This window comes from Vicinamibacterales bacterium (assembly GCA_036504215.1).
Classification (GTDB): domain Bacteria; phylum Acidobacteriota; class Vicinamibacteria; order Vicinamibacterales; family Fen-181; genus FEN-299.
In genome coordinates, this window is record DASXVO010000035.1 from 118,951 (window position 1) to 141,815 (window position 22,865).

General features: G+C 66.6%; 19 protein-coding genes and 1 tRNA gene. 11 read left to right on the forward strand and 9 right to left on the reverse strand.

What is annotated here, in order from left to right; all coding sequences use genetic code 11:
* Nucleotides 1-154: 154 nt before the first annotated feature.
* Genes VGK32_09165 through VGK32_09185 form a run of 5 tightly spaced genes read right to left on the reverse strand, consistent with a single transcriptional unit; the run spans nt 155 to nt 5,524 of the window.
* Entirely contained in the window at nt 155-1,051 is an 897-nt protein-coding gene (locus VGK32_09165) for a hydroxymethylglutaryl-CoA lyase (protein HEY3381924.1), read from the reverse strand.
* Nucleotides 1,048-1,596, reverse strand: coding sequence for a biotin/lipoyl-containing protein (locus VGK32_09170; GenBank protein ID HEY3381925.1), 549 nt, complete (start codon nt 1,594-1,596; stop codon nt 1,048-1,050). Before VGK32_09170 ends, VGK32_09165 begins: the two co-directional genes overlap by 4 nt.
* Before the next feature lies 1 nt (nt 1,597).
* Complete coding sequence (locus VGK32_09175) at nt 1,598-3,094, reverse strand: acetyl-CoA carboxylase biotin carboxylase subunit (GenBank protein ID HEY3381926.1); 1,497 nt, start codon at nt 3,092-3,094, stop codon at nt 1,598-1,600.
* The gene (locus VGK32_09180) at nt 3,091-3,909 is read right to left on the reverse strand and encodes an enoyl-CoA hydratase-related protein (GenBank protein HEY3381927.1); all 819 of its coding nucleotides are present in this window, start codon (nt 3,907-3,909) and stop codon (nt 3,091-3,093) included. The genes VGK32_09175 and VGK32_09180 overlap by 4 nt, the downstream gene beginning before the upstream one ends.
* 7 nt (nt 3,910-3,916) lie before the next feature.
* Nucleotides 3,917-5,524 carry a carboxyl transferase domain-containing protein gene (locus VGK32_09185; GenBank protein HEY3381928.1) on the reverse strand — a complete coding sequence of 536 codons (1,608 nt, stop codon included), beginning with the start codon at nt 5,522-5,524 and terminating at the stop codon, nt 3,917-3,919.
* 195 nt (nt 5,525-5,719) lie between these two features.
* Here VGK32_09185 and VGK32_09190 point away from each other — a divergent pair, with 195 nt between their 5' ends.
* The 9 genes from VGK32_09190 (at nt 5,720) to VGK32_09230 (ending at nt 16,259) form a co-directional block, all read left to right on the forward strand.
* Nucleotides 5,720-7,123 carry a sigma-54 dependent transcriptional regulator gene (locus VGK32_09190; GenBank protein ID HEY3381929.1) on the forward strand — a complete coding sequence of 468 codons (1,404 nt, stop codon included), beginning with the start codon at nt 5,720-5,722 and terminating at the stop codon, nt 7,121-7,123.
* An 83-nt stretch (nt 7,124-7,206) separates the two neighbouring features.
* Nucleotides 7,207-8,124, forward strand: a complete 918-nt coding sequence (locus tag VGK32_09195) for a YihY/virulence factor BrkB family protein (GenBank protein ID HEY3381930.1) — start codon at nt 7,207-7,209, stop codon at nt 8,122-8,124.
* A 113-nt stretch (nt 8,125-8,237) separates the two neighbouring features.
* Nucleotides 8,238-10,400: a thioredoxin domain-containing protein gene (locus VGK32_09200; GenBank protein ID HEY3381931.1), complete on the forward strand. Its 2,163-nt coding sequence runs from the start codon at nt 8,238-8,240 to the stop codon at nt 10,398-10,400.
* Between the two features lie 81 nt (nt 10,401-10,481).
* Nucleotides 10,482-10,676, forward strand: a complete 195-nt coding sequence (locus VGK32_09205) for a hypothetical protein (protein ID HEY3381932.1) — start codon at nt 10,482-10,484, stop codon at nt 10,674-10,676.
* A 73-nt stretch (nt 10,677-10,749) separates the two neighbouring features.
* Nucleotides 10,750-10,835, forward strand: a tRNA-Leu gene (locus tag VGK32_09210).
* Between the two features lie 96 nt (nt 10,836-10,931).
* Nucleotides 10,932-12,095 (forward strand): glycosyltransferase family 4 protein, encoded by a 1,164-nt coding sequence (locus VGK32_09215; protein HEY3381933.1) that lies wholly within the window; start codon nt 10,932-10,934, stop codon nt 12,093-12,095.
* Nucleotides 12,096-12,157: 62 nt separating this feature from the next.
* Nucleotides 12,158-12,841 carry a hypothetical protein gene (locus VGK32_09220; GenBank protein ID HEY3381934.1) on the forward strand — a complete coding sequence of 228 codons (684 nt, stop codon included), beginning with the start codon at nt 12,158-12,160 and terminating at the stop codon, nt 12,839-12,841.
* Nucleotides 12,842-13,157: 316 nt separating this feature from the next.
* A complete protein-coding gene (locus VGK32_09225; protein ID HEY3381935.1) occupies nt 13,158-13,475 on the forward strand; it encodes a DUF4342 domain-containing protein in 318 nt (105 codons plus the stop codon).
* 84 nt (nt 13,476-13,559) lie between these two features.
* A complete protein-coding gene (locus VGK32_09230) occupies nt 13,560-16,259 on the forward strand; it encodes a M1 family aminopeptidase (GenBank protein HEY3381936.1) in 2,700 nt (899 codons plus the stop codon).
* Nucleotides 16,260-16,281: 22 nt separating this feature from the next.
* On the opposite strand, the gene VGK32_09235 is transcribed toward VGK32_09230, so the two are convergent.
* Nucleotides 16,282-16,956: an NrsF family protein gene (locus VGK32_09235; GenBank protein HEY3381937.1), complete on the reverse strand. Its 675-nt coding sequence runs from the start codon at nt 16,954-16,956 to the stop codon at nt 16,282-16,284.
* On the reverse strand, nt 16,943-17,518 hold the full coding sequence (locus tag VGK32_09240) for an RNA polymerase sigma factor (GenBank protein HEY3381938.1): 576 nt from the start codon (nt 17,516-17,518) through the stop codon (nt 16,943-16,945). Before VGK32_09240 ends, VGK32_09235 begins: the two co-directional genes overlap by 14 nt.
* Nucleotides 17,519-17,856: 338 nt before the next feature.
* Here VGK32_09240 and gpmI point away from each other — a divergent pair, with 338 nt between their 5' ends.
* Together gpmI and VGK32_09250 are read left to right on the forward strand one after the other, a co-directional pair.
* Entirely contained in the window at nt 17,857-19,485 is a 1,629-nt protein-coding gene (gene gpmI / locus VGK32_09245) for a 2,3-bisphosphoglycerate-independent phosphoglycerate mutase (GenBank protein ID HEY3381939.1), read from the forward strand.
* Between the two features lie 66 nt (nt 19,486-19,551).
* Nucleotides 19,552-20,736: a PatB family C-S lyase gene (locus tag VGK32_09250; GenBank protein ID HEY3381940.1), complete on the forward strand. Its 1,185-nt coding sequence runs from the start codon at nt 19,552-19,554 to the stop codon at nt 20,734-20,736.
* On the opposite strand, the gene VGK32_09255 is transcribed toward VGK32_09250, so the two are convergent.
* Together VGK32_09255 and fahA are read right to left on the reverse strand one after the other, a co-directional pair.
* The gene (locus VGK32_09255; protein HEY3381941.1) at nt 20,714-21,478 is read right to left on the reverse strand and encodes a copper homeostasis protein CutC; all 765 of its coding nucleotides are present in this window, start codon (nt 21,476-21,478) and stop codon (nt 20,714-20,716) included. The genes VGK32_09250 and VGK32_09255 overlap by 23 nt on opposite strands.
* Before the next feature lie 60 nt (nt 21,479-21,538).
* A complete protein-coding gene (fahA, locus tag VGK32_09260) occupies nt 21,539-22,864 on the reverse strand; it encodes a fumarylacetoacetase (GenBank protein ID HEY3381942.1) in 1,326 nt (441 codons plus the stop codon).
* Nucleotide 22,865: the final 1 nt, after the last annotated feature.

The following is a 22,865-nucleotide window of genomic DNA, read 5'->3' on the forward strand; positions in this document are numbered from 1 at the left end:
TCATTGTATCAATTGTCCCGATCTCAGGGCTTCGCCTCGGCCAGCTTCAGACCGATCGCGGCACCCCCAGGGTACGCAGCCTCGTGCAGCGGGCACATCGGCCTGGTCCTCGACGTCCTCCAGGCTCTGGACGCACGGCTTCCTATCGGTGGTTTCAGGACCGGTTCGAGATCTCCGCCTGATAGACCCGGGACACCAGCGGGTGGTCGACGAGTGGTGCGATGTCGCGCGAGGCGGCGAGCACGCCAGCCAGCCTGACGCCCGTCTCGACACCCAATCCGTCGAGCATGTAGATCAAATCTTCCGTGGCGAGATTCCCCGATGCGCCGGGCGCGTAGGGACACCCTCCGAGGCCGCCGGCCGATGCGTCGAACGTGCGCACGCCGCCGTCGAGCCCCGTCAGGACGTTCGCCAGTCCCGTTCCCCGCGTGTCGTGAAAGTGCAGGGCGATCCGATCGAGTCCCACTCGGCCGCCGACCACGTCGAGCACCGCTCGCACCTGGCCGGGATGTGCGATGCCAATCGTGTCGCTCACCACCGCTTCGAAGATGCCGAGGTCCAGGAACCGTTCGGCGAGATCGGCGACCCGCTCGGGCGGGACATCGCCCTCGTACGGGCACCCGAAGCAGGTCGAGAGATACCCCCGCACCCGGATGCCATGCGCGACGGCCACGCCAATCACGCGCCGGTAGGTGGCCAGCGACTCGTCGATTCCCTGGTTGATGTTCCGCCGGCTGAATGTCTCGGATGCCGCGGCGAAGACCGCGACCTCCTGGAGTCCCGAGGCCATCGCGCGCTCGAGGCCCTCGAGGTTCGGCACGAGCGCGGTGTAGACCGTTCCCGGCCGCCGGTCAATCCCCGCGAATACCTTCTCGGCATCGGCCATCTGGGGGACCCACGTCGGGCTGACGAAGGCGGATACCTCGATGACCGGCAGACCCGCCGCCGACAGGCGGTTGACGAACGCGATCTTGTCGTTGGTCCCGACGATCGCGGCCTCGTTCTGCAGACCATCGCGTGGGCCGACTTCGACGACGCGCACGCGCGTCACACCACCTCCATCAGGCTGACACCGGGCTGCACCAGGTCACCCACACGGCACGCGATGCTGCCAACGACGCCGTCGCGCGGCGAGCGAACCGGCAATTCCATCTTCATGGCCTCGAGCGTGATCACCACGTCGCCCTTTCGGACGCGGTCTCCCGCGTTCACGGCGACGGCTACGACTCTCGCGGGCATCGGGGCCGCGAGCACATCAGGTGCCGAGCGCGCGAAGCGTGGGGGCGCGGCCGCCTCGGCCTCGACCTCGAATTCATAGACTTCACCGTCCACGAACGCCTGGCGCGTGCGCCCCGCTTCAGTGATGAACACGCTTCGCGTTCGGTCACCGTCGTGGACCCGGAATTCCGATGGTGACTCGGCAACGACGGTGAAGGAGGAATCACGTGCGGGGTGCGAGGCGCGAGGTGTGAGGGGCGGATTCTCGACTCGAACGTCGCTGGACGCGCTCGACCCGCCGGTCGCGGCCGTGGCGTGTTCCACCACCGCGCGATAGACGTCACCTCGGTGCCGCACGACGAAGGTGCCCGGCTTCACCTCAGTTCCTCCATCCCTTCAGGCGATCCCATGGATCGGGAACGACGGCCAGTGGAGGCGAGAGGGTGCCGCTCGTCGCCGATGGATCGAAGGCCACGGCGCCCGCCAGGGCCGCAGCGAGCGACGGTCCGACGCGTTCGCTGCACAGTCCCGCCCCCTCGCGCTCGAGGTACGCGGTATCGATCGCGCCGTCGATGAACCGTTCATCTTCCAGCACGCGGACGAGGAACGGGATGTTGGTGCGGATCCCGAGCACCGGGTATCGCCGAAGCGCAGCCACCAGGCGGAGTCGCGCGATCTCGCGGGTCTCGCCATAGCCGATGAGCTTGGCGAGCATCGGGTCGTAGTAGATGCTCACCTCACCACCCTCGACGACGCCACTGTCCACGCGGATGCCAGGACCGTGCGGTTCGCGGTACACGCTCAGCCGTCCGGCCTGCGGCAGGAAGCCGTTCGCCGGATCCTCCGCGTAGATCCGGCACTCGATCGCGTGGCCACGCTGGGCCAGGTCCGATTGCATCCAGGGCAGCGTTCCCCCGGACGCAACGCGAAGTTGCGCGTGCACGAGGTCGACGCCGGTCACGAGCTCCGTCACCGGGTGCTCCACCTGCAGCCGCGTGTTCATCTCCAGGAAGTAGAACGCCGCCGCCTCGCCCGCACCCTCAACCAGGAACTCGATCGTGCCGGCATTGCGGTAGCCGATGTGACGGGCGAGTGCCGCCGCCGCCTCTCCCATCCGGCGGCGAAGCCCATCGGTGAGCGCAGGTGAAGGGCTTTCCTCGATGATCTTCTGGTGACGCCTCTGAGTCGAGCAATCGCGCTCGAAGAGGTGGACGACCCGGCCGGTGGCGTCCCCGACGACCTGCACCTCGATGTGGCGCGGCCGCTCGAGCTTCCGCTCGAAGTAGACCGTGTCGTCGCCGAAGGCGCTTCGGGCCTCGTGTCGGGCCGACGAGATCGCCTCGTCGAGCGCGGACGGGTCGGTCACGACGCGCATGCCCTTGCCGCCGCCTCCCGCCGACGCCTTCACGATGAGGGGATAGCCCACGCGCGAGGCTGCTGCCCGCAGCGACTCGGCGTCCTTGGTCACAGGTGTTTCGCCCGGAACGGTCGCCAGCCCGGCCTCGTGTGCGCTGTGCCGCGCGGCGATCTTCGAGCCCATCTGCTCGATCGCCTCGGGCGTCGGTCCGACGAAAACGAGCCCGGCGTCGGCGCACCGAGCCGCGAACGCGGCGTTCTCTGCCAGGAAGCCGTAGCCGGGGTGCACCGCGTCGGCACCCTCGCGACGCGCGGCATCAATCAACCGGTCGATGGCCAGGTAGCTCTCGCCGGCCGGAGGGGGGCCGATGAGGACGGCCCGGTCCGCGGCCGCGGCGTGGGGCGAGCGCCGATCGGCTTCCGAGTACACCGCGATGGTCTCGATTCCCAGCTCCCGGCAAGCCCGGATGATGCGAATCGCAATTTCACCTCGGTTTGCGACCAGCAGGCGACGGATCATTCGCCGCCTCCCTCTTGCGGCCGAGTCGTGGAGACCCAGCGTGCGGGGCGCTTCTCGAGGAATGCGCGCATCCCTTCCTGGCCCGCCGGCGAGACGCGACGCGATGCGATCGCGTCGGTCGTGATTTGAAGGACATCGGGCGGAGTGCCGGCCCACACGCGGCGGATCATCTCCTTGGCCGTCGCCACGGCGGCGGGTTCTGCGGTGAGAACCTCTCGGACGTACCGATCCACCGCGCCGTCGAGAGCATCTTGCGGGACGATGTCGTGCACCAGCCCGATTTCGCGCGCCCGCGCGGCGGAGAAGCGGGCCCCGGTGAGGAACAGTTCTCGCGCCGCAGAGCGTCCGATCTTCGCAAGCGCGTACGGAGAAATCACCGCGGGCACGAGTCCGAGCTTCACCTCCGTGAAGCCGAATTGCGTGTCGGGCGTCGCGATCACGATGTCGCAGACGGCCGCGAGGCCGGCGCCGCCTCCGACCGCAGCCCCGTGAATCCGGCCAATCAGCGGCACGGGCACCACGTCGAGCGCCTCGAACATGGCCGCCATGCGCCGCGCGCTCCGAAGATTCTCCTCGCGCGTCACATCGACGGTCTCCGCCATCCAGGCGAGATCGCCGCCCGCACAGAAGACCCGCCCGGCGCCAGAGAGTACGGCCACGCGCACCTCGTCTCCGCCCGTCGCGCGCGTCGTCGCCCAGGCGTGCAGGTCTTCGATGAGGGCCTCGTTGAACGCGTTGCGGACGTCCGGGCGGTCGAGCACGACGTGCTCGACCGGACCAACGCGACGTATCAGGAGATGCCTGTATCCACCCATCGTCGTCCTACATCCTGAACACACCGAACTTCGGCTCACGGACCGGTGCGTTCAGCGCTGCTGCCAGCGCCAGGCCGAGCGCGTCCCTCGTCCGCACCGGATCCAGGATCCCGTCGTCCCACAGCCGCGCCGTCGAGTAGTACGGCGACCCTTCGTGCTCGTACTTCTCCACGATGGGCCGCCGGATGTCCGCTTCCTCGTCCAGCGTGAGGGTTCGACCGTCGCGCGCGAGTTGGTCACGCTTCACGGTGACCAGCACGGACGCGGCCTGCTCGCCCCCCATGACCGAGATGCGGGCGTTGGGCCACATCCACAAGAGCCGTGGCTCGTACGCGCGACCGCACATGCCGTAGTTGCCCGCGCCGAAGGAGCCGCCGATGATGACCGTGAACTTCGGCACCACGGCGTTGGCGACCGCATGGACCATCTTCGCGCCGTCCTTCGCGATCCCGGCCCGCTCGTACTCGCGGCCCACCATGAAGCCGGTGATGTTCTGGAGGAACACGAGGGGGATCCCGCGCAGGTTGCACACCTCGATGAAATGGGTTGCCTTGAGCGCGGATTCGGAGAAGAGCACGCCGTTGTTGGCGATCAGGCCGACAAGGTACCCATGGAGCCGCGCAAACCCGGTCACGAGGGTCGTCGCGTAGCGCTCCTTGAACTCGTCGAAGCGCGACCCGTCCACGAGACGCGCGATGACCTCGCGCACGTCGTACGAGCTGCGGATGTCGGCATTGATGACGCCGTAGAGCTCCTGCGGGTCGTACCGCGGATCCTCGGGCGTCGTGAGGTCGAACGCCGCGGGCCTCGCGCCGTGCAGCGTCGAGACGATGGTTCTCGCAATCCTGAGCGCGTGGTTGTCGTCTTCGGCCAGGTAGTCGGCGACGCCCGACAGGCGCGTGTGGACATCCGATCCACCGAGTTCCTCGGCCGTGACCTCTTCCCCCGTCGCCGCTTTGACGAGAGGCGGGCCGCCCAGGAAGATGGTGCCGTTGCCGCGCACGATGACCGTCTCATCGGACATCGCCGGCACGTACGCCCCGCCCGCCGTGCACGAGCCCAAGACGATCGCCACCTGCGGGATCCGCTCGGCCGACATCCGCGCCTGGTTGTAGAAGATGCGCCCGAAGTGGTCGCGGTCGGGGAAGACCTCGGCCTGGAGGGGCAGAAAGGCGCCGCCGGAGTCGACCAGATAGAGACAGGGGAGCCGGTTCTCGAGCGCCACCTGCTGGGCACGCAGGTGCTTCTTCACCGTGATCGGGAAGTACGTGCCGCCTTTGACCGTGGCATCGTTGGCGACGACCATCACCTCGCGGCCGCTGACCCGGCCGATGCCGGTGACAAGACCAGCCGACGGCGCCTCGCCACGGTACATACCCCAGGCGGCAAGCGCAGACAACTCGAGCCACGGCGATTCGACGTCGAGGAGGCGCTCCACGCGCTCCCGCACGGGCAGCTTGCCCTGCTCGCGATGACGAGCCAGGGCCCGTTCGCCGCCGCCAGCGCGTGCGGTCGCCATGCGCTCGCGCAGCTCCGCGACGAGCCCCTCGAGGTGCGCCCGGTTGGTCCGGTACAGGTCGGAATCGGTCCGCAGGCGAGTCTCAATGACATCCATTCCTACGCCGCCTCCAGATTAGGTGGAACACCCAGCTCCTCATTATTTCAGAATTCGGCCGGATTTGGACCGTACTAAAACCGAACAGCCTGTCAGCCCATTGACATATTGGCCAATGAGTGTATGTTTTTCTGATTGCCAGAGCTGATATCGCACTCCTGTTCAGAGAGCGGATCCTGCTCGAGGTGAGAAGGCATGAGCGTGAAGAGAAAGAAACGCGTCCTCGTGATTGACGATGAACCATCGATGACCGAGTGGCTCAAGGTGTTGTTGGAGCACGAGGGCTACGAGGTTCGCACGGCGCTGATAGGAGCCCGGGGAGATGAGATCTTCCGGAGCTGGCACCCTGATGCGGTGCTGACGGACATGGTCCTGCCGGACGTGGACGGCCTCGAGTTGCTGCAGCGGTTCAAGGAATTGCAGCCGGAAACCGAGGTCGTGGTGATTTCCGGGCACGCGACGATCTCCAAGGCCGTTGACGCCATCAAGGCCGGCGCGTCGTATTTCCTCGAGAAACCGATCGACGCCGACGGCATCCTCGCGCTCCTCGGCAAGGCCATCGAGCGGAAGGACCTGCAGGCCGAGAACATCCAGCTCAAGCAGAAGCTGCAAGACAAGTTCAAGTTCGCGAACATCATCGGCAAGAGCAAGAAGATGCAGGACCTCTTCGAGCTCATCGAGAACGTGGCCGGCAGCGACGCGAACATCCTGATTCAGGGCGAGAACGGGACGGGCAAGGAGCTGATTGCCAACGCCATCCACTACAACAGCAAGCACGCCAAGGGACCGTTCATCAAGATCAACTGCGCGGCGATCCCGAAGGACCTGATCGAATCCGAGCTGTTCGGGTACAAGAAGGGGTCGTTCACCGGCGCGACGATGGACAAGGAAGGCCTGCTCGAGATGGCCGAGGGTGGCTCGCTGCTGCTCGATGAGATTGGCGAGATGCCGCCGTACCTGCAGACCAAGCTGCTGCGCGTGCTGCAGGAGCGCGAGTACCGGCCGATCGGCAGCGACCGGATCGTCCATGTGGACTTTCGCCTGGTCTGTGCGACGAACATCGATCTCGACATGGCGCTGCGCGAGGGGAAACTCCGCGAGGACCTCTATTTCCGCATCAACACCATCGCGCTGAAGGTGCCGCCGCTCCGGGAGCGCACCGAGGACATTCCGCTGCTCTGCGAGCATTTTCTCGAGAAATTCTGTCTGCGCTACCAGAAGACGGTGCGAGGGTTCTCTCCGGCCGCCTATCACGTGCTCATCCGCAACCGCTGGCCCGGCAACGTCCGCGAGTTGGAGAATGCCATCGAGCGGGGCGTCCTGGTCACCAAGGGGACCGAGATCGTGCCGAGCGACCTGCCCGAATCGCTCCGCGAGGAAACCAGCACGCCGGCCGAGTTCGTCTTCCCGCCGCACTGGACGCTGGCCGAGATCGAGAAGCGGGCCATCATGCAGACCCTCCAGCGGACGAACTGGAACAAGCAGGAAGCAGCCGCGATCCTCGGCTTGTACCGGCCGACGCTCTACAGCAAGATGAAGAAGCACGAGATCCGGGACATGGGCCGCGCCGCCCGACAACAGGCGGCCGCGGAGGGGTAGGTAGGGAGGAAGGATGAAGGAGGAAGGATGAAGGATGAAGGAGGAAGGAGGAGGGTGGAAACAGGAAGGATGAAGGAGGAAGGATGAAGGCTGGACGGGGCTGGGCCGCCTGGCGTCTGCCGTTTCGCGCGCTCGCCGACTGGGTGCGCCTCGTGGGACGTGCCTTCTGGCGCGGGTCCGTGGCCTTCTACAACGGCGACGACCTGACCTATGCCGCGTCGGTGGCATACTACGGCCTCCTGTCGCTGTTCCCCTTCTGCCTGCTGGCCTTCTCGATTCTCGCCGGCGTGACGTCCGACGTCGAACGGCGCGCCTCCATCGTTACGTTCCTGCTGCAGTACTTTCCCACGCACTTCGACTTCCTGAGCGCGCAACTCGACGCGCTGCAGCAGATGCGCGTGAGGCTCGGCATTGGCGGCGCCATCGCCCTCACCTGGGCTGCGCTCGGGGTGTTCAGCGCGATCAGCTCAGCAGTCAACCATGCATGGGGCGTCGAGACGCAACGCAGTTACCTCAAGCACAAGCTGTTCTCCTTCTTCATGCTGGTCGCCGCCGGCGCCGTCCTGGCCGTGGCGCTCCTGCTCCTCAGCGCCTTTCAGATCGTGCATGCGACGTGGTCATCGGAGGTCGTCTCGCGATTTCCAACCCTGAGCGTGCTGGGCAGCCTCGTCGTGCGGTACGCGACCATGCTGCTGCTCATGGTTGTCGTCGGGCTGATCTATTACTTCGTGCCGAACACGATGGTACGATTCCGCGATGTGTGGCCGGGCGCCATCCTCACCGGGTTGCTGTGGCAGGGGGCGCTCGAGGGATTCTCGGTCTACCTGCACGACATGAGTCGCTTCAGGCTCATCCATGGTTCCGTCGCGGCTGTGGTTGTCTTCCTCGTCTGGGTCTACACCTCGGCAGTCATCCTTCTGTACGGCGTGCAGTTCACCGCCGCGTATGCACGACTGCTGCGCGCCCGCGCCGACGCCACTCACGTCGCTCCAGTCTCCTGAATCCCGAATCCTGAACCCTGTCTTTGGCCTCCTCTGGCATCTGCCTGGTGACTTCAACCCCCTGCCCCGGACCCCCTCCTCCTGTTACGATGGACGTGGGTGGGTTCCCACGCATGAACAGACTGGCGAGCGAGAAGAGTCCGTATCTCCTCCAGCACGCGGACAATCCCGTGCACTGGTATTCCTGGGGCGATGAGGCGTTCGAGGCGGCGCGTCGGGAGGACCGGCCGATCTTCCTGTCGGTCGGCTACTCGACCTGTCACTGGTGCCACGTGATGGCACACGAGTCGTTCGAGAGCGACCGCGTCGCCGAGGTGCTGAACGGCAGGTTCGTGGCGATCAAGGTCGATCGCGAGGAGCGTCCGGACGTGGACCGGATGTACATGGCCTTCGTGCAGGCAACCACCGGCGGTGGTGGCTGGCCGATGAGCGTCTGGCTGACGCCGGACCTGCAACCGTTCTACGGCGGCACCTATTTCCCGCCGACGTCACGGTGGGGCCGTCCCGGGTTCATCGACATCCTGCTCGAACTCGACCGGCTCTGGCACGACGACCGCGACCGGGTGCTGCAAGCGGCCGCTGGCAACGTCGCCCACCTGTTGCAAGCAGCCACGATCCGCGGCGAGGACCACGTCCCGGGAGTGGAGACGTTGGCAGACGCCGCCCAGGAGCTTCTCGACAGCTACGACCACCGGTTCGGTGGCTTCGGAAGCCCGCCGAAGTTCCCGCGGCCGGCCGAGTCGCTGTTTCTGCTCCGCGAGTTCAAGCGGACGCGCAACCGCGCGGCGCTCGATGCGGTGACGCACACCCTCACGGCGATGGCGGCCGGTGGGATGCGCGATCAGGTGGGCGGCGGCTTCCACCGGTATTCCGTTGACGGACAGTGGCGGGTGCCGCACTTCGAGAAGATGCTGTACGACCAGGCCCAACTGGTGCTCGTGTATCTGGAGGCGGCGCAGGCGAGCGGCGATCGCACGTTCCTCCACGTGGCCGAGGACACGCTGCGGTACGTGCAGCGCGACCTCACCGACAGCGCGGGTGGGTTCTACTCCGCGGAGGACGCGGACAGCGTGCCGCCCGACCAAGCCGCCGGGCACAAGGCTGAGGGCGCGTTCTACCTGTGGTCGGCCGACGAGATCGACCAGCGACTGGGTCGCGACGCGCCGCTGTTCCGCGCGGCATATGGCGTCGGTTCCGACGGCAACGCGCTGAACGATCCCCAGGGTGAATTCACAGGCCGCAACATCCTGTACCAGGCACGGCCCGTCGAGGCACTCGCTGCCGAGTTCAACCGATCGGTTGTCGAGGTGCGGGAGGCCATCGAACGGTTCCGTCGGACGCTGCTGGCCGTCCGCAGCGCGCGACCCCGGCCACAGCTCGACGACAAGGTGCTGACGGCGTGGAACGGCCTGATGATCGCCGCCTTCGCACGAGGCGCCCGGGTGACCGAGGCCTTCGCCTCGAAGCGTGTCGAACACGCCGGGCAGATGGAGACCGCAGAGCCAGGATCACCGTGGACCACTTATCTGCTGAGCGCCCAGCGTGCCGCATCGTTCATCCGCGAGAGGATGTGGGAGCCATCGACCGGCCGCCTCCTGCGCCGTTATCGCGACGGCGAGGCGGCCATCGATGCCTATGCCGAAGACTACGCCTGCCTGGTGCTCGGTCTGCTGGAACTCTTCCAGGCTGACGGTGATCCGGCATGGCTCGATTGGGCCGTGCGGCTGCAGCGGCGCCAGGACGAAGGGTTCGGGGACGCCGAGTTCGGCGGCTGGTTCGGGACGACGGGGCGCGACGCCTCGGTGCACATCAGGCAGAAGGAGGCTTACGACGGGGCAGAGCCCTCGGCAAGCTCAGTGAGCGTGCAGAACCTCACCGTCCTTTCACACCTCGCCCCAGACGCCCTCGACGCGGCTGGTGCGATCGATCGAACGTTCCGCCTGTTCGCGTCGCGACTTCGCTTTGCGTCGCGGTCCGTGCCGATGATGCTGGCGGCGCTGTCTGCGTGGCACGCGGGTGTGTCAGAGGTCGTGGTCGTTGGCCGCCAGTCCGATGCAGCCACACGCGGTCTGCTCGCTGTCGTCAACCGGGCATTCCTCCCATTTGCCGTGGTCGCTCCGGTCGGCGAGAGCGGACGGGACGAACTCGCTCGGGTGGCGCCGGCGCTCGCGGGACACGCCATGCGCAACGGTCGTCCCACTGCCTACGTCTGTCAGAACTTCGCGTGCCAGACGCCGACGACGGAGCCGGAGGAGTTGGCACGGCAATTGGGGTAAGAGATTGTCTTCGGGGAACGGCGGCCTCTGGGGAACCGCAGCGGTCCGCGGTTCGTCTGGTTAGGGTAGAACGGAGGATCGATGAGACTCCTGCTGTGGCTGATCCTGCTTGTGCTCTGCTGGCCGGTGGCGCTGATTGCGTTACTGCTCTATCCGATCGTGTGGCTCCTCCTGTTGCCGTTCCGTCTGGTGGGCATCGCGTTCGAGGGCGTGTTCGAGCTGCTGCGCGCGATCCTGCTGCTGCCTGCGCGCGTGCTCGGCGGTGCGAGGCGCTGACACAGTGCCGGGGTGAGGTCGTGCGATGCGGCGTGACGCCCTGCGGGGTTCCTGCTATCGTGTTCCCGGACGGGCCGGGGTGGCGAAACTGGCAGACGCACGGGACTTAAAATCCCGGGGAGTTCACGCTCCGTGCGGGTTCGATCCCCGCCCCCGGCACAGAGTTGGCCCATCGATGCTTCGAAACGAGTCCGGCCCGATGCCGCAGACCGAGAACCGGCGACACCGCCGGACCAGGCGCCCCCGCTGTCGACCATGAGAGTGCTCTTTCAAAACCGGCCCGACTCGTTCGCAATCACCGGCGGGGACACCGTCCAGATGCAGAAGACGATGGAGCACCTCGCCGCCCGGGGGGTCGAGGGCACCATCGATCTGACGCTCGAGCCGGACCTCACTGACATCGACCTCGTTCACGTCTTCAACATCAATACGGTCCACCCGTCGTACTTCCAGATTCGAAATGCCAGGCGGCAGGGGAAGCCGGTGGTGCTATCCACCGTCTTCACGCCGAACCTCGCCGAGTGGGACAGGAAGGGCCGATACGGCCTGTCCCGCCATTTCTTCGAACACGCGAGCGAGCAGACCAAAGAGCGAGCCAAGTGCCTGGTTCGCCTGCTGCGGCCGCACGGCCATCAGCGGCGGGCGCTCGTCCACCAGATGGCCGTCGGCTACCGAAGACAGGTGGTGGGGGCGCTCCGCGCGGCCGACATGCTGCTGCCGAATTCGCAGATGGAGTCGGAGACCGTCGCGCGTGTCTTCGGCGTGCAGCGGCCCTCCCGGATTGTCCCGAATGGGGTGGATCCGTCGTTTGCCGACGTGCCCCGCGGCCGGTTCGAACGGGAGTTCGGGATACGGAATTATGTGCTGTGCGTTGCGAACTTCTACAGCGTGAAGAACCAGTTGGCACTGGCCCGTGCGATGGCGGCACGACCGGATATTCCCGTGGTCTTCGTCGGGAGGAAGAGCGAAAACCACCTGAGTTACTACAGGGCCTTCGTGGAATTCGTTCGCGTGCAGCCGCAGATGCGGGTGCTGGACTTCATGCCGCAGGAGCAGTTGGCATACGCCTACGCCGACGCCCGAGTGCACGTCCTCCCGGGCTGGAGCGAGACGACCGGGCTGGCTAGCCTCGAGGCGGGCTTGGCCGGCTGCAATGTGGTGACGACCGACCGCGGCTACACGCGCGAGTACTTCGAGGACTACGCTTGGTACTGTTCACCGGACAGCGTGGAGTCGATTCGCCAGGCAACGCTCGAGGCCTACCAGGCGGCCCCTCGGTCGGGACTGAAGGACCGGATCCTCGCCCGCTTCACATGGGACCGAGCCGCAGACGCGACGCTCGACGCCTATCGGGCGGTGCTCGAGAATCCCCAGCGAGACCCTACCGATCGGCAGGCGAGATGCCGAAAGAAGAACTGATCGGCGTTCGTTCGCGTGTTTCGCCGAGGCATCTCAAACCGTTCAATCCCCGGAGGCTGACTATGCGCACGTGTCTGGTTCTCGGTCTGGCGACCTTCTGTCTGGCACTGGCGGTTCCCGCCAGCTGGGCGCAGACCAACGCCCAACAGGCCCAGGCCCAATCGTTCAAGAACGACAAGGACTCGCTGCGTGACTACATCTCGCCCTATATCGGGCTCGACACGGGCGGCACGCTGTTCAAGGCGGCGACCCCGCTCGGTGGCCTGGATCAGGGAAATCCGAAGGTGTTCGGCGTCGCGCTCGGGTTCTGGGGCAAGGGCATGCTGTCGGGAGAGCTCGACTTCGCGTACCACAAGGACTTCTTCGGACCGGTGGGCAGTCCCTACATCTTCACCAATCAGCGGGGCACGCTCGGCTCGAACAACCTGATGACCATCACCGGCAGCTTCGTCATCAACCCGTCGATTGACATCGGGTCGCAGCGGATCAGGCCGTACGTCCTGGTCGGTGGCGGGTTGATGCGATCGACCATCGAGGGATTCTCCAACCTTGGCAAGAACACGGACAACCGGGGGATCGTCAATGTCGGCGGCGGCCTTCAGTACTACCCCGTCAAGCGTGTTGGCATCCGGGCGGACTTCCGCTACAACCTCGGCGTGGGCGCCAACTCGAGCGACAACGGTTGGGGCTGGATGGACAATTGGAACTTCTACCGGTTCGTGGTCGGCCCCGCGTTCACGTTCTGAGTTGCACCCCGGCTACCGAGGCGGCAAGGCGCGGCAATGCGCGTCTTGCCGCAGCTTCTGAGCGGCCGGCATCGACGGTATTCTCCCGTCTTGACGCCGATTGTTCGACACCTTCTCGCTCGACCATCACCTTCGCCGCGAGCGGTCATCGCGTCCAGACTCTCCGTGCAGATTTCGACGCGGCCCGTCGTGGCTGGTGCGCAGAACTCTTCGCCCCGTTCTCTCGTCCATTCAGAGTGAAGATGGACGATCAGTCGAGGGCACAGCGGTCCCTGGACCGCACACGCCGATCGAGACGCGGCAGATGGAGGGAGAAATGGCCGAGGAACGAACGTGGTGGGAGACGATCAAGGTTGAGGGCGGCGACCTGCTCGAGCGGGTGAAGACGCTCATCCATGAGGGGAATGTCCGGCGGATCGTCATCCGGCAGGGCAATCGGTCGGTCGCCGAGTTTCCGTTGACGATCGGCGTGGTCGGAACGGTCGCCGCGCCCATCCTGGCCGCCGTCGGCGCGCTCGCCGCGCTGCTCACGAACTGCGCGATAGAGGTGCAGCGGGTGACGACCACCGACGCGCCCGGCCCCGAGGCGGGTCCAGGGGCAGGCCCTGAGCCGCCGGCCGACCCACACACCTGACACCCGAGACAGGTCTTCCGGTCACGGCACCTTCTCTCCGTAACCTTTGACTTCGCGCCGGCAAACGCCTGAATGAGGTGTGACGTGTGGCGCGAAGTCTTCATCCTTGCCTGCTGTCTCGCGACATTCGGGCCTGCCGGTGCACAGGCGGCTGTTCCCCCTTCACAGGACGGTGTGGCCGCGTTGTTGTCCCGCCTGGAGCAGGTGCTCGGCTCCGGGAATCCTGGTGCGTATCGCAGCCTGCTGTCCTCAGTGGCGGACGCCAAGGCGGCTGAGGCCTTCGCAAGCGCCGTTGTCGATCCGGGCGCCTCGCGCGTCGTGGTGCGCGAGCGCACCCGGTCGGATCTCGAGGGGACGCTCCCCGGGGACGGCTACCAGTTGATGGTGGAGGTGCTCGTCGAGCGGGGGCCACAGGCCCAGCTTTCGACCTGGTGCCTCGATGTGAAGCGTATCGGCCGCCGCGCTTCAGACGATGACGTCGGCGAGTGGGGCATTGTCTACCAGAAAGTGATTGGCGGCCTGCCGACGCTGCATCGTCTCGGGCTGAATCCCCGCCGACAGTTCACCGGACGCGATGTCGTCGTCGCGGTAGACGACGTGCGGTTGGCGTTCACCGACGCGAGCCTGTTCGTGGCGGAAGCCGGCGGCGGTGTGACAGGGGTGGTCGTGCTGGGCCGGGGCCAGATGCGGTTTGCGCCCGAGCCGGCGTCCGAGCGCGGTCAACTCAGGTTGTTTGCGGGGACCGACGTGCTCGAGACGCCGATCGATGCCGTGTTCCTGCGCGTCTCGCCCCAGGAATTCACCCGCCGCGTGACCGGGACGATGGTAGGGCGTCCCGTTGACCAACACGAGTGGACGCGCGCCAACGAGATCTTCCGAGAGGACGTGGGGAAGTCCTACGGACTCGACCTCGGTGATCTGAGCCGGGACGTCTGGTCGCTGCTGCCGATGCCAGGCGACCTGCTTGCCGAGATTCGGACGAAGCGTTTCGGCGAGTTGACGTACACCAAGGCCATGAGCGAGGCCGAGGACATCTCGCTCTTCGACCGCACGACGCGTCGCAATATCGCGGTCTACGCCTCGACGGACCAGTTGGCGCGTCGCGGTCGGTTCTTCAGCGACGAGGACCGGGCGGACTACGCGGTGGCGTCGTACGACATCGACGCCGCGTTCGACCCGGCCCGGCGCTGGCTGGACGGTCGAACACGCCTGAAGCTCAAGGTACTGGCGCCGTCGGTCAGCACGCTGTCGCTCAAGCTGGCCGACTCGCTCGACGTCGAGTCGGTCATCTCCCGCGAGTACGGACGGCTGCTGGCGGTTCGCGTGAGGAATCAGAACAGCATCGTGGTGACGCTGCCGGCGCCAGTTGCCGAGGGATCGAGCATCACGCTCGACGTGTCGTATTCGGGCGCGATTACCCCGCAGGCCGTGGACCGAGAGACGGTCGGCCAGGTGCGCGGCGAAGAGAATCCCGACGTACGATTCGAGGAGAGCTATCTCTACAGCAACCAGACCTACTGGTACCCGCAGGGGACGTCTGGCGGCTATGCGACGGCCACGCTGCGGGTGAGAGTGCCGCAGAACTTCTCGTGCGTGGCGAGCGGGGAACTGGTGGAGGCGGTGGCAGCGGCCGCGACTGGCAGGTCTGCTCAGCCGGGACGGCAGTTCACGTTCGTGGCGCCCCAGCCGGCGCGGTACTTCGCGTGTCTGATCACGCCGCTCGTCCAGGTCGCGTCCCGTGTGCTGCGGGTCGGCGTCCGAGATGGAACGGAGCCGGCGGCGCATCCGGCAGGCGTGCGATACGCGAGCGTCAACCTCGACGTGAAGACGAACCCCAGATTGCAGTCGCAGGTGCGTTCCCTGGCCGACAAGGCAGGGGAAATCCTCCAGTACTATTCGACCCTCATGGGCGATTCACCGTATCCGGGAGCAACGGTCGCGGCGGTCGAGTGGAGGCTGCCCGGCGGCCATAGCCCGGCCTACATGGCGGTGCTGAATCAGCCCCTCCCCGGCACCACGACGGTATCGTGGCGAAACGACCCGGCGTGTTTCGACAACTACCCGGAGTTCTTCGTTGCACACGAGTTGGCGCATCAGTGGTGGGGGCAGGCGATCGGCGGCAAGAACTACCACGAGCAGTGGCTGAGCGAGGGGATCGCGCAGTACTTTGCGGCGCTCTATGCGGGGCAGGCGCGCGGTCGCGACGTGTTCGACAGCATCATCCGGCGATTCCGGCAGTGGGGCATGGAGAAGTCGGACCAGGGTCCGATCTATCTCGGCTATCGTGTGGGCCACATCAAGGGAGACTCGCGGGTCTTCCGTGCCGTCGTCTACAACAAGAGCGCGGCGGTGCTCCACATGCTCCGTCGGTTCATCGGCGACAAGGCGTTCTTCGACGGCCTGCGTCGCTTCTACGCCGAGTGGCGGTTCCACAAGGCGGGATCCGACGATCTGCGGCACGCCATGGAGCAGGAGTCCGGGCGCGATCTGTCCCGGTTCTTCGAGCGGTGGATCTACGGGTCGAGCCTGCCCACGGTCATCTTCAGCTCGCACGTTGAAGAGACGTCACGCGGACCCGAGGTCGTGGTGCGGTTCGACCAGGTGGGCGAGTTGTTCGATGTTCCAGTGACGGTGTCGCTCGACTACGCCGACCGACCGACGACCGACCTGGTCGTCCGCATCAGCGACCGTACGACCGAGACGCGCCTGCCGCTGGCCGGCACGCTCCGAAAAGTCGAAGCCAACCGCGACGGGGCGTCGCTCATCACGGTGACGGGGAAGTAGGGGCACCGACCGTGATGGGGGCCTACCACTCCTGTCCCGTCTTCGTGCTGGCCCTCGATATCACCAGGCCGGCGACCATGCCACTCACGGTCAGGACCACGATCGCGGCCACGTGCGATGACAGGACGTGGAACGGGTCGGTGATCTCGCAGTAGGTGCGCCAGCTGGCGTCGGAAAGCAGACCCGCGCCGAGACCGGCCAGGGTGCCAGTGAGGGCGGGGCGCGTGGGGTAGGCGCGGAAGGCGAGGACGATCGTGACGAGCAGCGACGGCAGGCCGATGAGAATCGGTGTGCTGAAGCAGTGGCCCCAGTAGAGGGCTTCCTTGCCGATCGGGACGTGGCTCACGTGGGTATTCCACGTGACCGACGTCACGGTCAGAACGACGCCGAGGCCAACCAGCAGCAGGACGGCGGCCATCCGGTGCTCGAGCATCCGCCCGGGCACGGCCTCACGCAGGGCCGACACGATCAGCAGTACGCCATAGAGGACCTGGAGCGCGGAAAGGCCCCACAGCACGGCATCGCCGAGCGTTTTGGCATCCGGCCGAACACCGAACTGGCGATACACGACCCACGCGACCAGCGCGGCAAGCCCCGAGACCGCGAGGGCTCGCTGCCACGGCCTGGCCAGACGACGAACCGGCCTGAGATCGGCGAGGATCAACTGTTCGATCGAGCCGCGCTCATTCGTGTTCATGGTGGCTCTCGTCGTCTTCGAGCACTTGGCGGAGACGCGCCATGCCGCGGCTGGCCCGGGCTCGGAGCGCCGGACCCCGGATGCGGAGCCGGCGGGAGATCTCCTGGAACGTCAGGCCGTGCAGGTGGTGCATCAGCACGCTCTGCCGCGTGCTGCTGGAGAGCTGAGAGAGTGCGTGGCGGACCTGTGACCGGGCGATCAGCGCTTCTTCCTGAGCCGACGCGTGATGGTCGGTCGCATCGTCGAGTGGTTCCCGGTGGGAGAGATCGCCGCGCCGCTGGCGGTAGCGGCAGTCCATCAGGAAGACGTGGCGGGCGATCGCGCACGCCCAGGGGCGGACTGGAAACGCGGGGTCGTACGATTGCCGCGCGCGGTGGATCTGGAGGAACGTCTCCTGGATGAGATCGTCCACGCGGCTGGTGTCGCGGGCGAGCCGAAGCAGGTACCGTCGCAGGATCGGCGCCAGCTCGGTGTGGAGCCGCTCGAATGCCTCGCGGTCGCCCGCCTGATAGCCGAGCATCGACGATCGCAGTACCTCGTCGGCCGCATCCCGCACGCTCACGGCGCCCTCCGCTCGCGGTCGGCGCCCAGCCGTCGGTCCAACCGCGGCCTCATTATGCGCCAGGACGGGCTGCCACGTCGCTGTCAGGGTCGCCTGCATAGTCCTCCAGTTCTCCCGGTGCCTTCTCTGCCCCCTATTCCCCGGATTGGCCGTGCCTTGGCGAGTGTGACATGGTGAGATGGCAGACACCGAATATAGCCCCTTTGTGGTCGGGCGGCCGGCAGCGCTCGACCCGCCAATACGGCCGACAGGCCGGCGGCCGGACGCTCGCGGTCGAGGTGACGGGAACAGTGTCGTCGAAGATCGTTCCGATGCCGCAGCTGGGATATGCTGGGAGGATGGACCTGCGACTCGAACCTCTGCCCGGCTACCATGCCTTCTCCGGTCCAGTCGTCCTTGTCATCATGGACGGCGTCGGCCTCGGCAGGCGCGACGACTCGGACGGCGTCTTCCTTGCGAACACGCCGACGCTCGATGAACTGCTCCGGGAGCCGCTGTTCGTGACACTCAAGGCGCACGGGACGGCCGTCGGCCTGCCGTCCGACGAGGACATGGGGAATTCCGAGGTCGGTCACAACGCGCTTGGCGCGGGGCGGGTGTTCGCCCAGGGTGCGCGGCTCGTCAACGACGCCATTGCGACCGGCGCGATCTTTGGTGGCGCGGCATGGCGGTCGGTCGTCGAGCGCGGGACGTCGGGCGGAACCGTGCACTTCATCGGGCTGCTCTCGGACGGCAACGTCCACAGCCACATCGGCCACCTCTTCGCGCTTCTCGATCGGTGTGCGCAGGACGGGGTGACTCGCGTCCGCATCCACCCTCTCCTCGACGGGCGCGACGTTGGTGAGCGCAGCGCCTTGACGTATCTCGGCGCGCTGGAGGCGCATCTCGCCACGCTGAACGCGGCGGGCGGTCGCGACTACCGGGTTGCGTCGGGTGGCGGGCGCATGGTCACGACGATGGATCGGTACGGCGCGAATTGGAGCGTCGTCGAGCGTGGGTGGAAGGCGCACGTGCTCGGGATCGGCCGGCAGTTTCCGTCGGCCACCGAGGCGGTGGAGACCTACTACCGGGAAGATCCGACGAGCACTGACCAGTACCTCGACAGCTTCGTGATCGCGGAGAACGGGAAGCCGATCGGCACCATCAACGATGGCGACGCCGTCGTTTGCTTCAATTTCCGCGGCGATCGGGCGATCGAGATCTCGCGGGCCTTCGAAGAGGCCGACTTCGTTGAGTTCGACCGCGTGCGCGCGCCGAAGGTGTTCTATGCCGGCATCATGCAGTACGACGGCGACGCGCAGATCCCGAAGCAGTTCCTCGTGGAGCCGCCGGCGATCGACGGCACGGTGTCGCAGTACCTGTGCGCCGCCGGGGTCACGTCGTATGCGATCTCGGAGACGCAGAAGTTCGGCCACGTGACGTACTTCTGGAACGGCAACAACTCGGGCTACATCGATGAGCGCCTCGAGAGGTACGTCGAAATTGCGTCGGACCGTGTGAGATTCGACCAGCGGCCGTGGATGAAGTCGGCGGAGATTACCGATGCGACGATCGACGCCGTGACGTCCGGGCGCCACAAGTTCATCAGGCTGAACTATCCGAACGGCGACATGGTGGGGCACACGGGTATCGTGCCGGCCATCCGCATCGCGGTGGAAACGGTGGACCTCGGCCTGCAGCGCCTGCTGCCGGCCATCAAGGCCGCCGGCGGCATCCTGGTGGTCACGGCCGACCACGGCAACGCGGACTGCATGTTCACCGAGAAGAAGGGACGGCGCGAGCCGATGGTCGCGCACACCCTCAACCCGGTGCCGTTGGTCGTCAAGGACTTTTCGGGCGCGAACCGCCTGGAATTGACACGGGTCGGCTCCCCGGGTCTCAGCAACGTGGCCGCGACCCTTTTGACGCTGCTCGGCTACCGCAAGCCCGACGCCTACGACCCGTCGCTGATCCAACTGGCTGGCTGAGCGCCGCGGGGCCTCTGCGGCCTCGGCGCGCTCCGCGGTTGAGAGCGATCGAGGTACGATAGGGCCATGCTGTTCGACTTCGATGCCGTGCTCGATCGCCGGCGCACGCACTCGCTCAAGTGGGACCACTGCGCCACCGAATTCGGACTCGACGATGTGATTCCGATGTGGGTGGCCGATATGGATTTTGCCGCGCCGCCGGCGGTGGTCGAGGCCGTGAAGGCCCGGGCCGCACATGGCGCCTACGGATACGTCTCTGTTCCGGAGTCCTTCTGGCAGGCGGTCATCGAATGGCTCCGCACCCGCCACGGCTGGGATGTCGAGCGCGGCTGGCTGTTGCGGGCGCCGGGCGTCGTCCCGGCCCTGAGCTTGTGCATAAACGCGCTCACGGAGCCAGGCGACGCCATCATCGTCCAATCGCCCGTGTACTACCCGTTCTTCAGCGCGGTGACGCGCAACGGGCGTCGTCTCGTGAGAAATCCGCTCGTCGTGGACGAGAACGGCGCCTATCGGATGGATTTCGACGATCTCGAGAGCCGGATCGATTCCGGGACCCGGATGCTGATCCTCTGCAGCCCGCACAACCCGGTGGGCCGGGTGTGGACGCGGGCGGAGCTCACACGCCTCGGCGAGGTGTGCGAGCGGCACAACCTGCTCGTGCTATCCGACGAGATCCACATGGACCTCGTGTTCGACGGCCGTCGCCACGTGCCGTTCGCGTCCATCGCACCGAACCTCGCGGCCCGCACGGTGACCTGCGTCGCGCCGAGCAAGACATTCAACGTAGCCGGGCTCTCGATGTCCATCGTCGTGGCGAGCAATCCTGAGCTGCACGCACGGTACGAGGCGGCGTTCGCGGCCTCCGGCCTCGGGATTCCGAACCTGTTCGGCACCGTCGGGCTCGAGGCGGCGTACCGCGGCGGCGCCGAGTGGCTCGATGAGTTGCTGCGCTATCTCGAGACGAACGTGGCGTTCGCCGATCGCTTCATTCACGACCGGATTCCGCAACTCCGCTTCGTCCGGCCGGAGGGGACGTATCTCGCGCTGATCGATGGTCGCGGCCTGGGGATGGCGCAGGCGGCGCTCGACGAGTTCTTCCTGCGCGAGGCCGGCGTGTACTTCGACAGCGGCCCGTGGTTCGGCGAGGAGTGTCAGGGCTTCGAGCGGATCAATCTCGGTTGCCCGCGCGCGACGCTGGCCGAGGCGCTCACGCGGATCGAACGAGCGGTCAACGCGCGGCGGACGACGTGAGGTGCCCCGCGGCAGCGATGATGGCGGCAACCGATTCGGGGCGCGTCACGTCCCGCGAGTATTCCGGCGGGCGCAGCGTGCCGCCCATGAAGACGCGCGAGTTGCGGTATTGCATTCGGCCCTCGGACGACTCGAGGCTCGCAAAGTGCAGTTCGCGCGCACCGCTGGCGGCGGCGATGCGCGCCACGGTCCGTTCGGTGATGCCGCCGCCCGGCATGATGATGACGCGCCCATCCGCCTGCTGCACGAGCCGGGTGAGCAGGTCGAGGCCCTCGAGCACGGTCGGCTCCTGGCCGGACGTGAGAATGCGGGCCACCCCAAGCTCGATGAGCGTCTCGAGTGCTTCGAACGGATGTCGCGTGACATCGAACGCGCGGTGGAAGGTGACCGGCAGCGGGTGCGCCAGCGCGACGAGTTCAGCGGTGCGCGGACGATCGACGGTCCCGTCAGGGGCGAGGATCCCGAACACAATCCCGTTGGCGCCCAGAGCCTTCGCCGCCGTCAGATCGTGCCGCATCACGGTGAACTCGGTATCCGAGTAGCAGAAGTCGCCGCCGCGGGGCCGCACCATGGCCATGATCGCGATGTGGAGGCGGTCCCGTGCCACCTGCAGCGTGCCGTGGCTCGGCGTCAGTCCGCCCTCGAGCAGGTCGCTGCACAATTCCACGCGCGCGGCGCCGCCCGCTTGCGCCGCAAGGGCCGCTTCCGCCGAATCCACGCAGACTTCGAACGTCAAGCTCATGGAGAGATTCTAGCGAAGCTTCGCCTCAAACCGCCACACGCGCTTCGCCAGCCCACCTCATCACGCTGTCACGATCCCCCGGCATTCCCCGAATCCGATCCGGCGGAATCCCTCACGCGCGCACCAACCGCGTACGATGACCTCGTCGCCGTCTTCGAGGAATCGGCGCGCCTCTCCGGTCGGAAGCGTGATCGGCTTCGTGCCCCGCCACGTCAGTTCGAGGAGGCTGCCGAGCGAATCTTCCGTCGGACCCGAGACGGTGCCGCTCGCGAGCAGATCACCGGGCCGCAGGTTGCAGCCGTTGCTCGTGTGATGCGCAACCATCTGTCCGAACGTCCAGTACATCGTCGCGAGCGAACTGAGACTGAGCCGGATGGGAGGGCAAGCCGATGCGCGCATCCGCTGGCTGGACAGGAGCACTTCGAGCGTCACGTCGAGGCCGCCGGCGCCGCGGTTCCCGGCCGAGTCGAGGTACGCGAGCGGTGCAGGATCGCCCTCCGGCCGGGTGAACGCCGGCACCCGGAACGGTGCCAGGGCGTCGAGCGTGATCACCCACGGCGACAGCGACGTGGCAAAGCTCTTCGCGAGGAACGGACCGAGCGGCTGGTACTCCCACTGCTGGATGTCGCGCGCCGACCAGTCGTTGACGAGGCACAGGCCGAAGGCGTGGTCCTCGGCTTCATCCATTGGAATCGGAATCCCCATGCCGTTGCCAGGGCCAACGAAGAGTCCGACCTCCAGCTCGTAGTCGAGCCGCGCGCTGGGGCCGAACGACGGCGCGTCCGCACCGTCCGCGCGGATCTGTCCCCTTGGCCGCTTCACGATGGTGCCGCTCGTCACGATCGACGAGGCGCGGCCGTGATAGCCGATCGGGACGAACTTGTAGTTTGGCAACAGCGGATTGTCCGGCCGGAACATGCTGCCGACATTGGTCGCGTGGAACACGGATGCATAGAAGTCCGTGTAGTCGCCAACGTTCGCGGGCAGCAGCAGTTCGACGTCCTGGAGCGGCACGAGATACGGTGCGAGGCCCGCGCGGCCAGGAGCATCAGCCCGGAGCAACCGGCTCGACGAGCGTCGAAGCTCGCGCAGAGCGCGCCGACCGAGCGACATCAGGCCGTTGAGCGTCCAAGCCCCGACCGCCTCGACCGTTGCCGGCGGCAGGTGACCGAGCACCCCGGCGTCGGCCGCGGCACGCAGGTCGAACGCCTGGTCCCCGATGGCGATGCCGATGTGTGGAGTCGGATCTCCGTGGCGCCTGGCGAAGGCGCCGAGCGGCAGATTCTGTATCGGGAAGTCGCAGGCCGGATCGTTGGCCGACTCGACCCACGATTCGAGCGACGGGTCGTGGGTCTCGTCCACGATCGGGTGTTCGGAAGTCGTCATG

Coding starts and splice junctions, on each gene's coding strand:
- VGK32_09175 (HEY3381926.1), bottom strand. CDS start 3,094: ATGATCCGTCGCCTGCTGGTCGCAAACCGAGGTGAAATTGCGATTCGC.
- VGK32_09180 (HEY3381927.1), bottom strand. CDS start 3,909: ATGGGTGGATACAGGCATCTCCTGATACGTCGCGTTGGTCCGGTCGAG.
- VGK32_09185 (HEY3381928.1), bottom strand. CDS start 5,524: ATGGATGTCATTGAGACTCGCCTGCGGACCGATTCCGACCTGTACCGG.
- VGK32_09190 (HEY3381929.1), top strand. CDS start 5,720: ATGAGCGTGAAGAGAAAGAAACGCGTCCTCGTGATTGACGATGAACCA.
- VGK32_09195 (HEY3381930.1), top strand. CDS start 7,207: ATGAAGGCTGGACGGGGCTGGGCCGCCTGGCGTCTGCCGTTTCGCGCG.
- VGK32_09200 (HEY3381931.1), top strand. CDS start 8,238: ATGAACAGACTGGCGAGCGAGAAGAGTCCGTATCTCCTCCAGCACGCG.
- VGK32_09205 (HEY3381932.1), top strand. CDS start 10,482: ATGAGACTCCTGCTGTGGCTGATCCTGCTTGTGCTCTGCTGGCCGGTG.
- VGK32_09215 (HEY3381933.1), top strand. CDS start 10,932: ATGAGAGTGCTCTTTCAAAACCGGCCCGACTCGTTCGCAATCACCGGC.
- VGK32_09220 (HEY3381934.1), top strand. CDS start 12,158: ATGCGCACGTGTCTGGTTCTCGGTCTGGCGACCTTCTGTCTGGCACTG.
- VGK32_09225 (HEY3381935.1), top strand. CDS start 13,158: ATGGCCGAGGAACGAACGTGGTGGGAGACGATCAAGGTTGAGGGCGGC.
- VGK32_09235 (HEY3381937.1), bottom strand. CDS start 16,956: ATGAACACGAATGAGCGCGGCTCGATCGAACAGTTGATCCTCGCCGAT.
- gpmI (HEY3381939.1), top strand. CDS start 17,857: ATGGACCTGCGACTCGAACCTCTGCCCGGCTACCATGCCTTCTCCGGT.
- VGK32_09250 (HEY3381940.1), top strand. CDS start 19,552: ATGCTGTTCGACTTCGATGCCGTGCTCGATCGCCGGCGCACGCACTCG.
- VGK32_09255 (HEY3381941.1), bottom strand. CDS start 21,478: ATGAGCTTGACGTTCGAAGTCTGCGTGGATTCGGCGGAAGCGGCCCTT.
- fahA (HEY3381942.1), bottom strand. CDS start 22,864: ATGACGACTTCCGAACACCCGATCGTGGACGAGACCCACGACCCGTCG.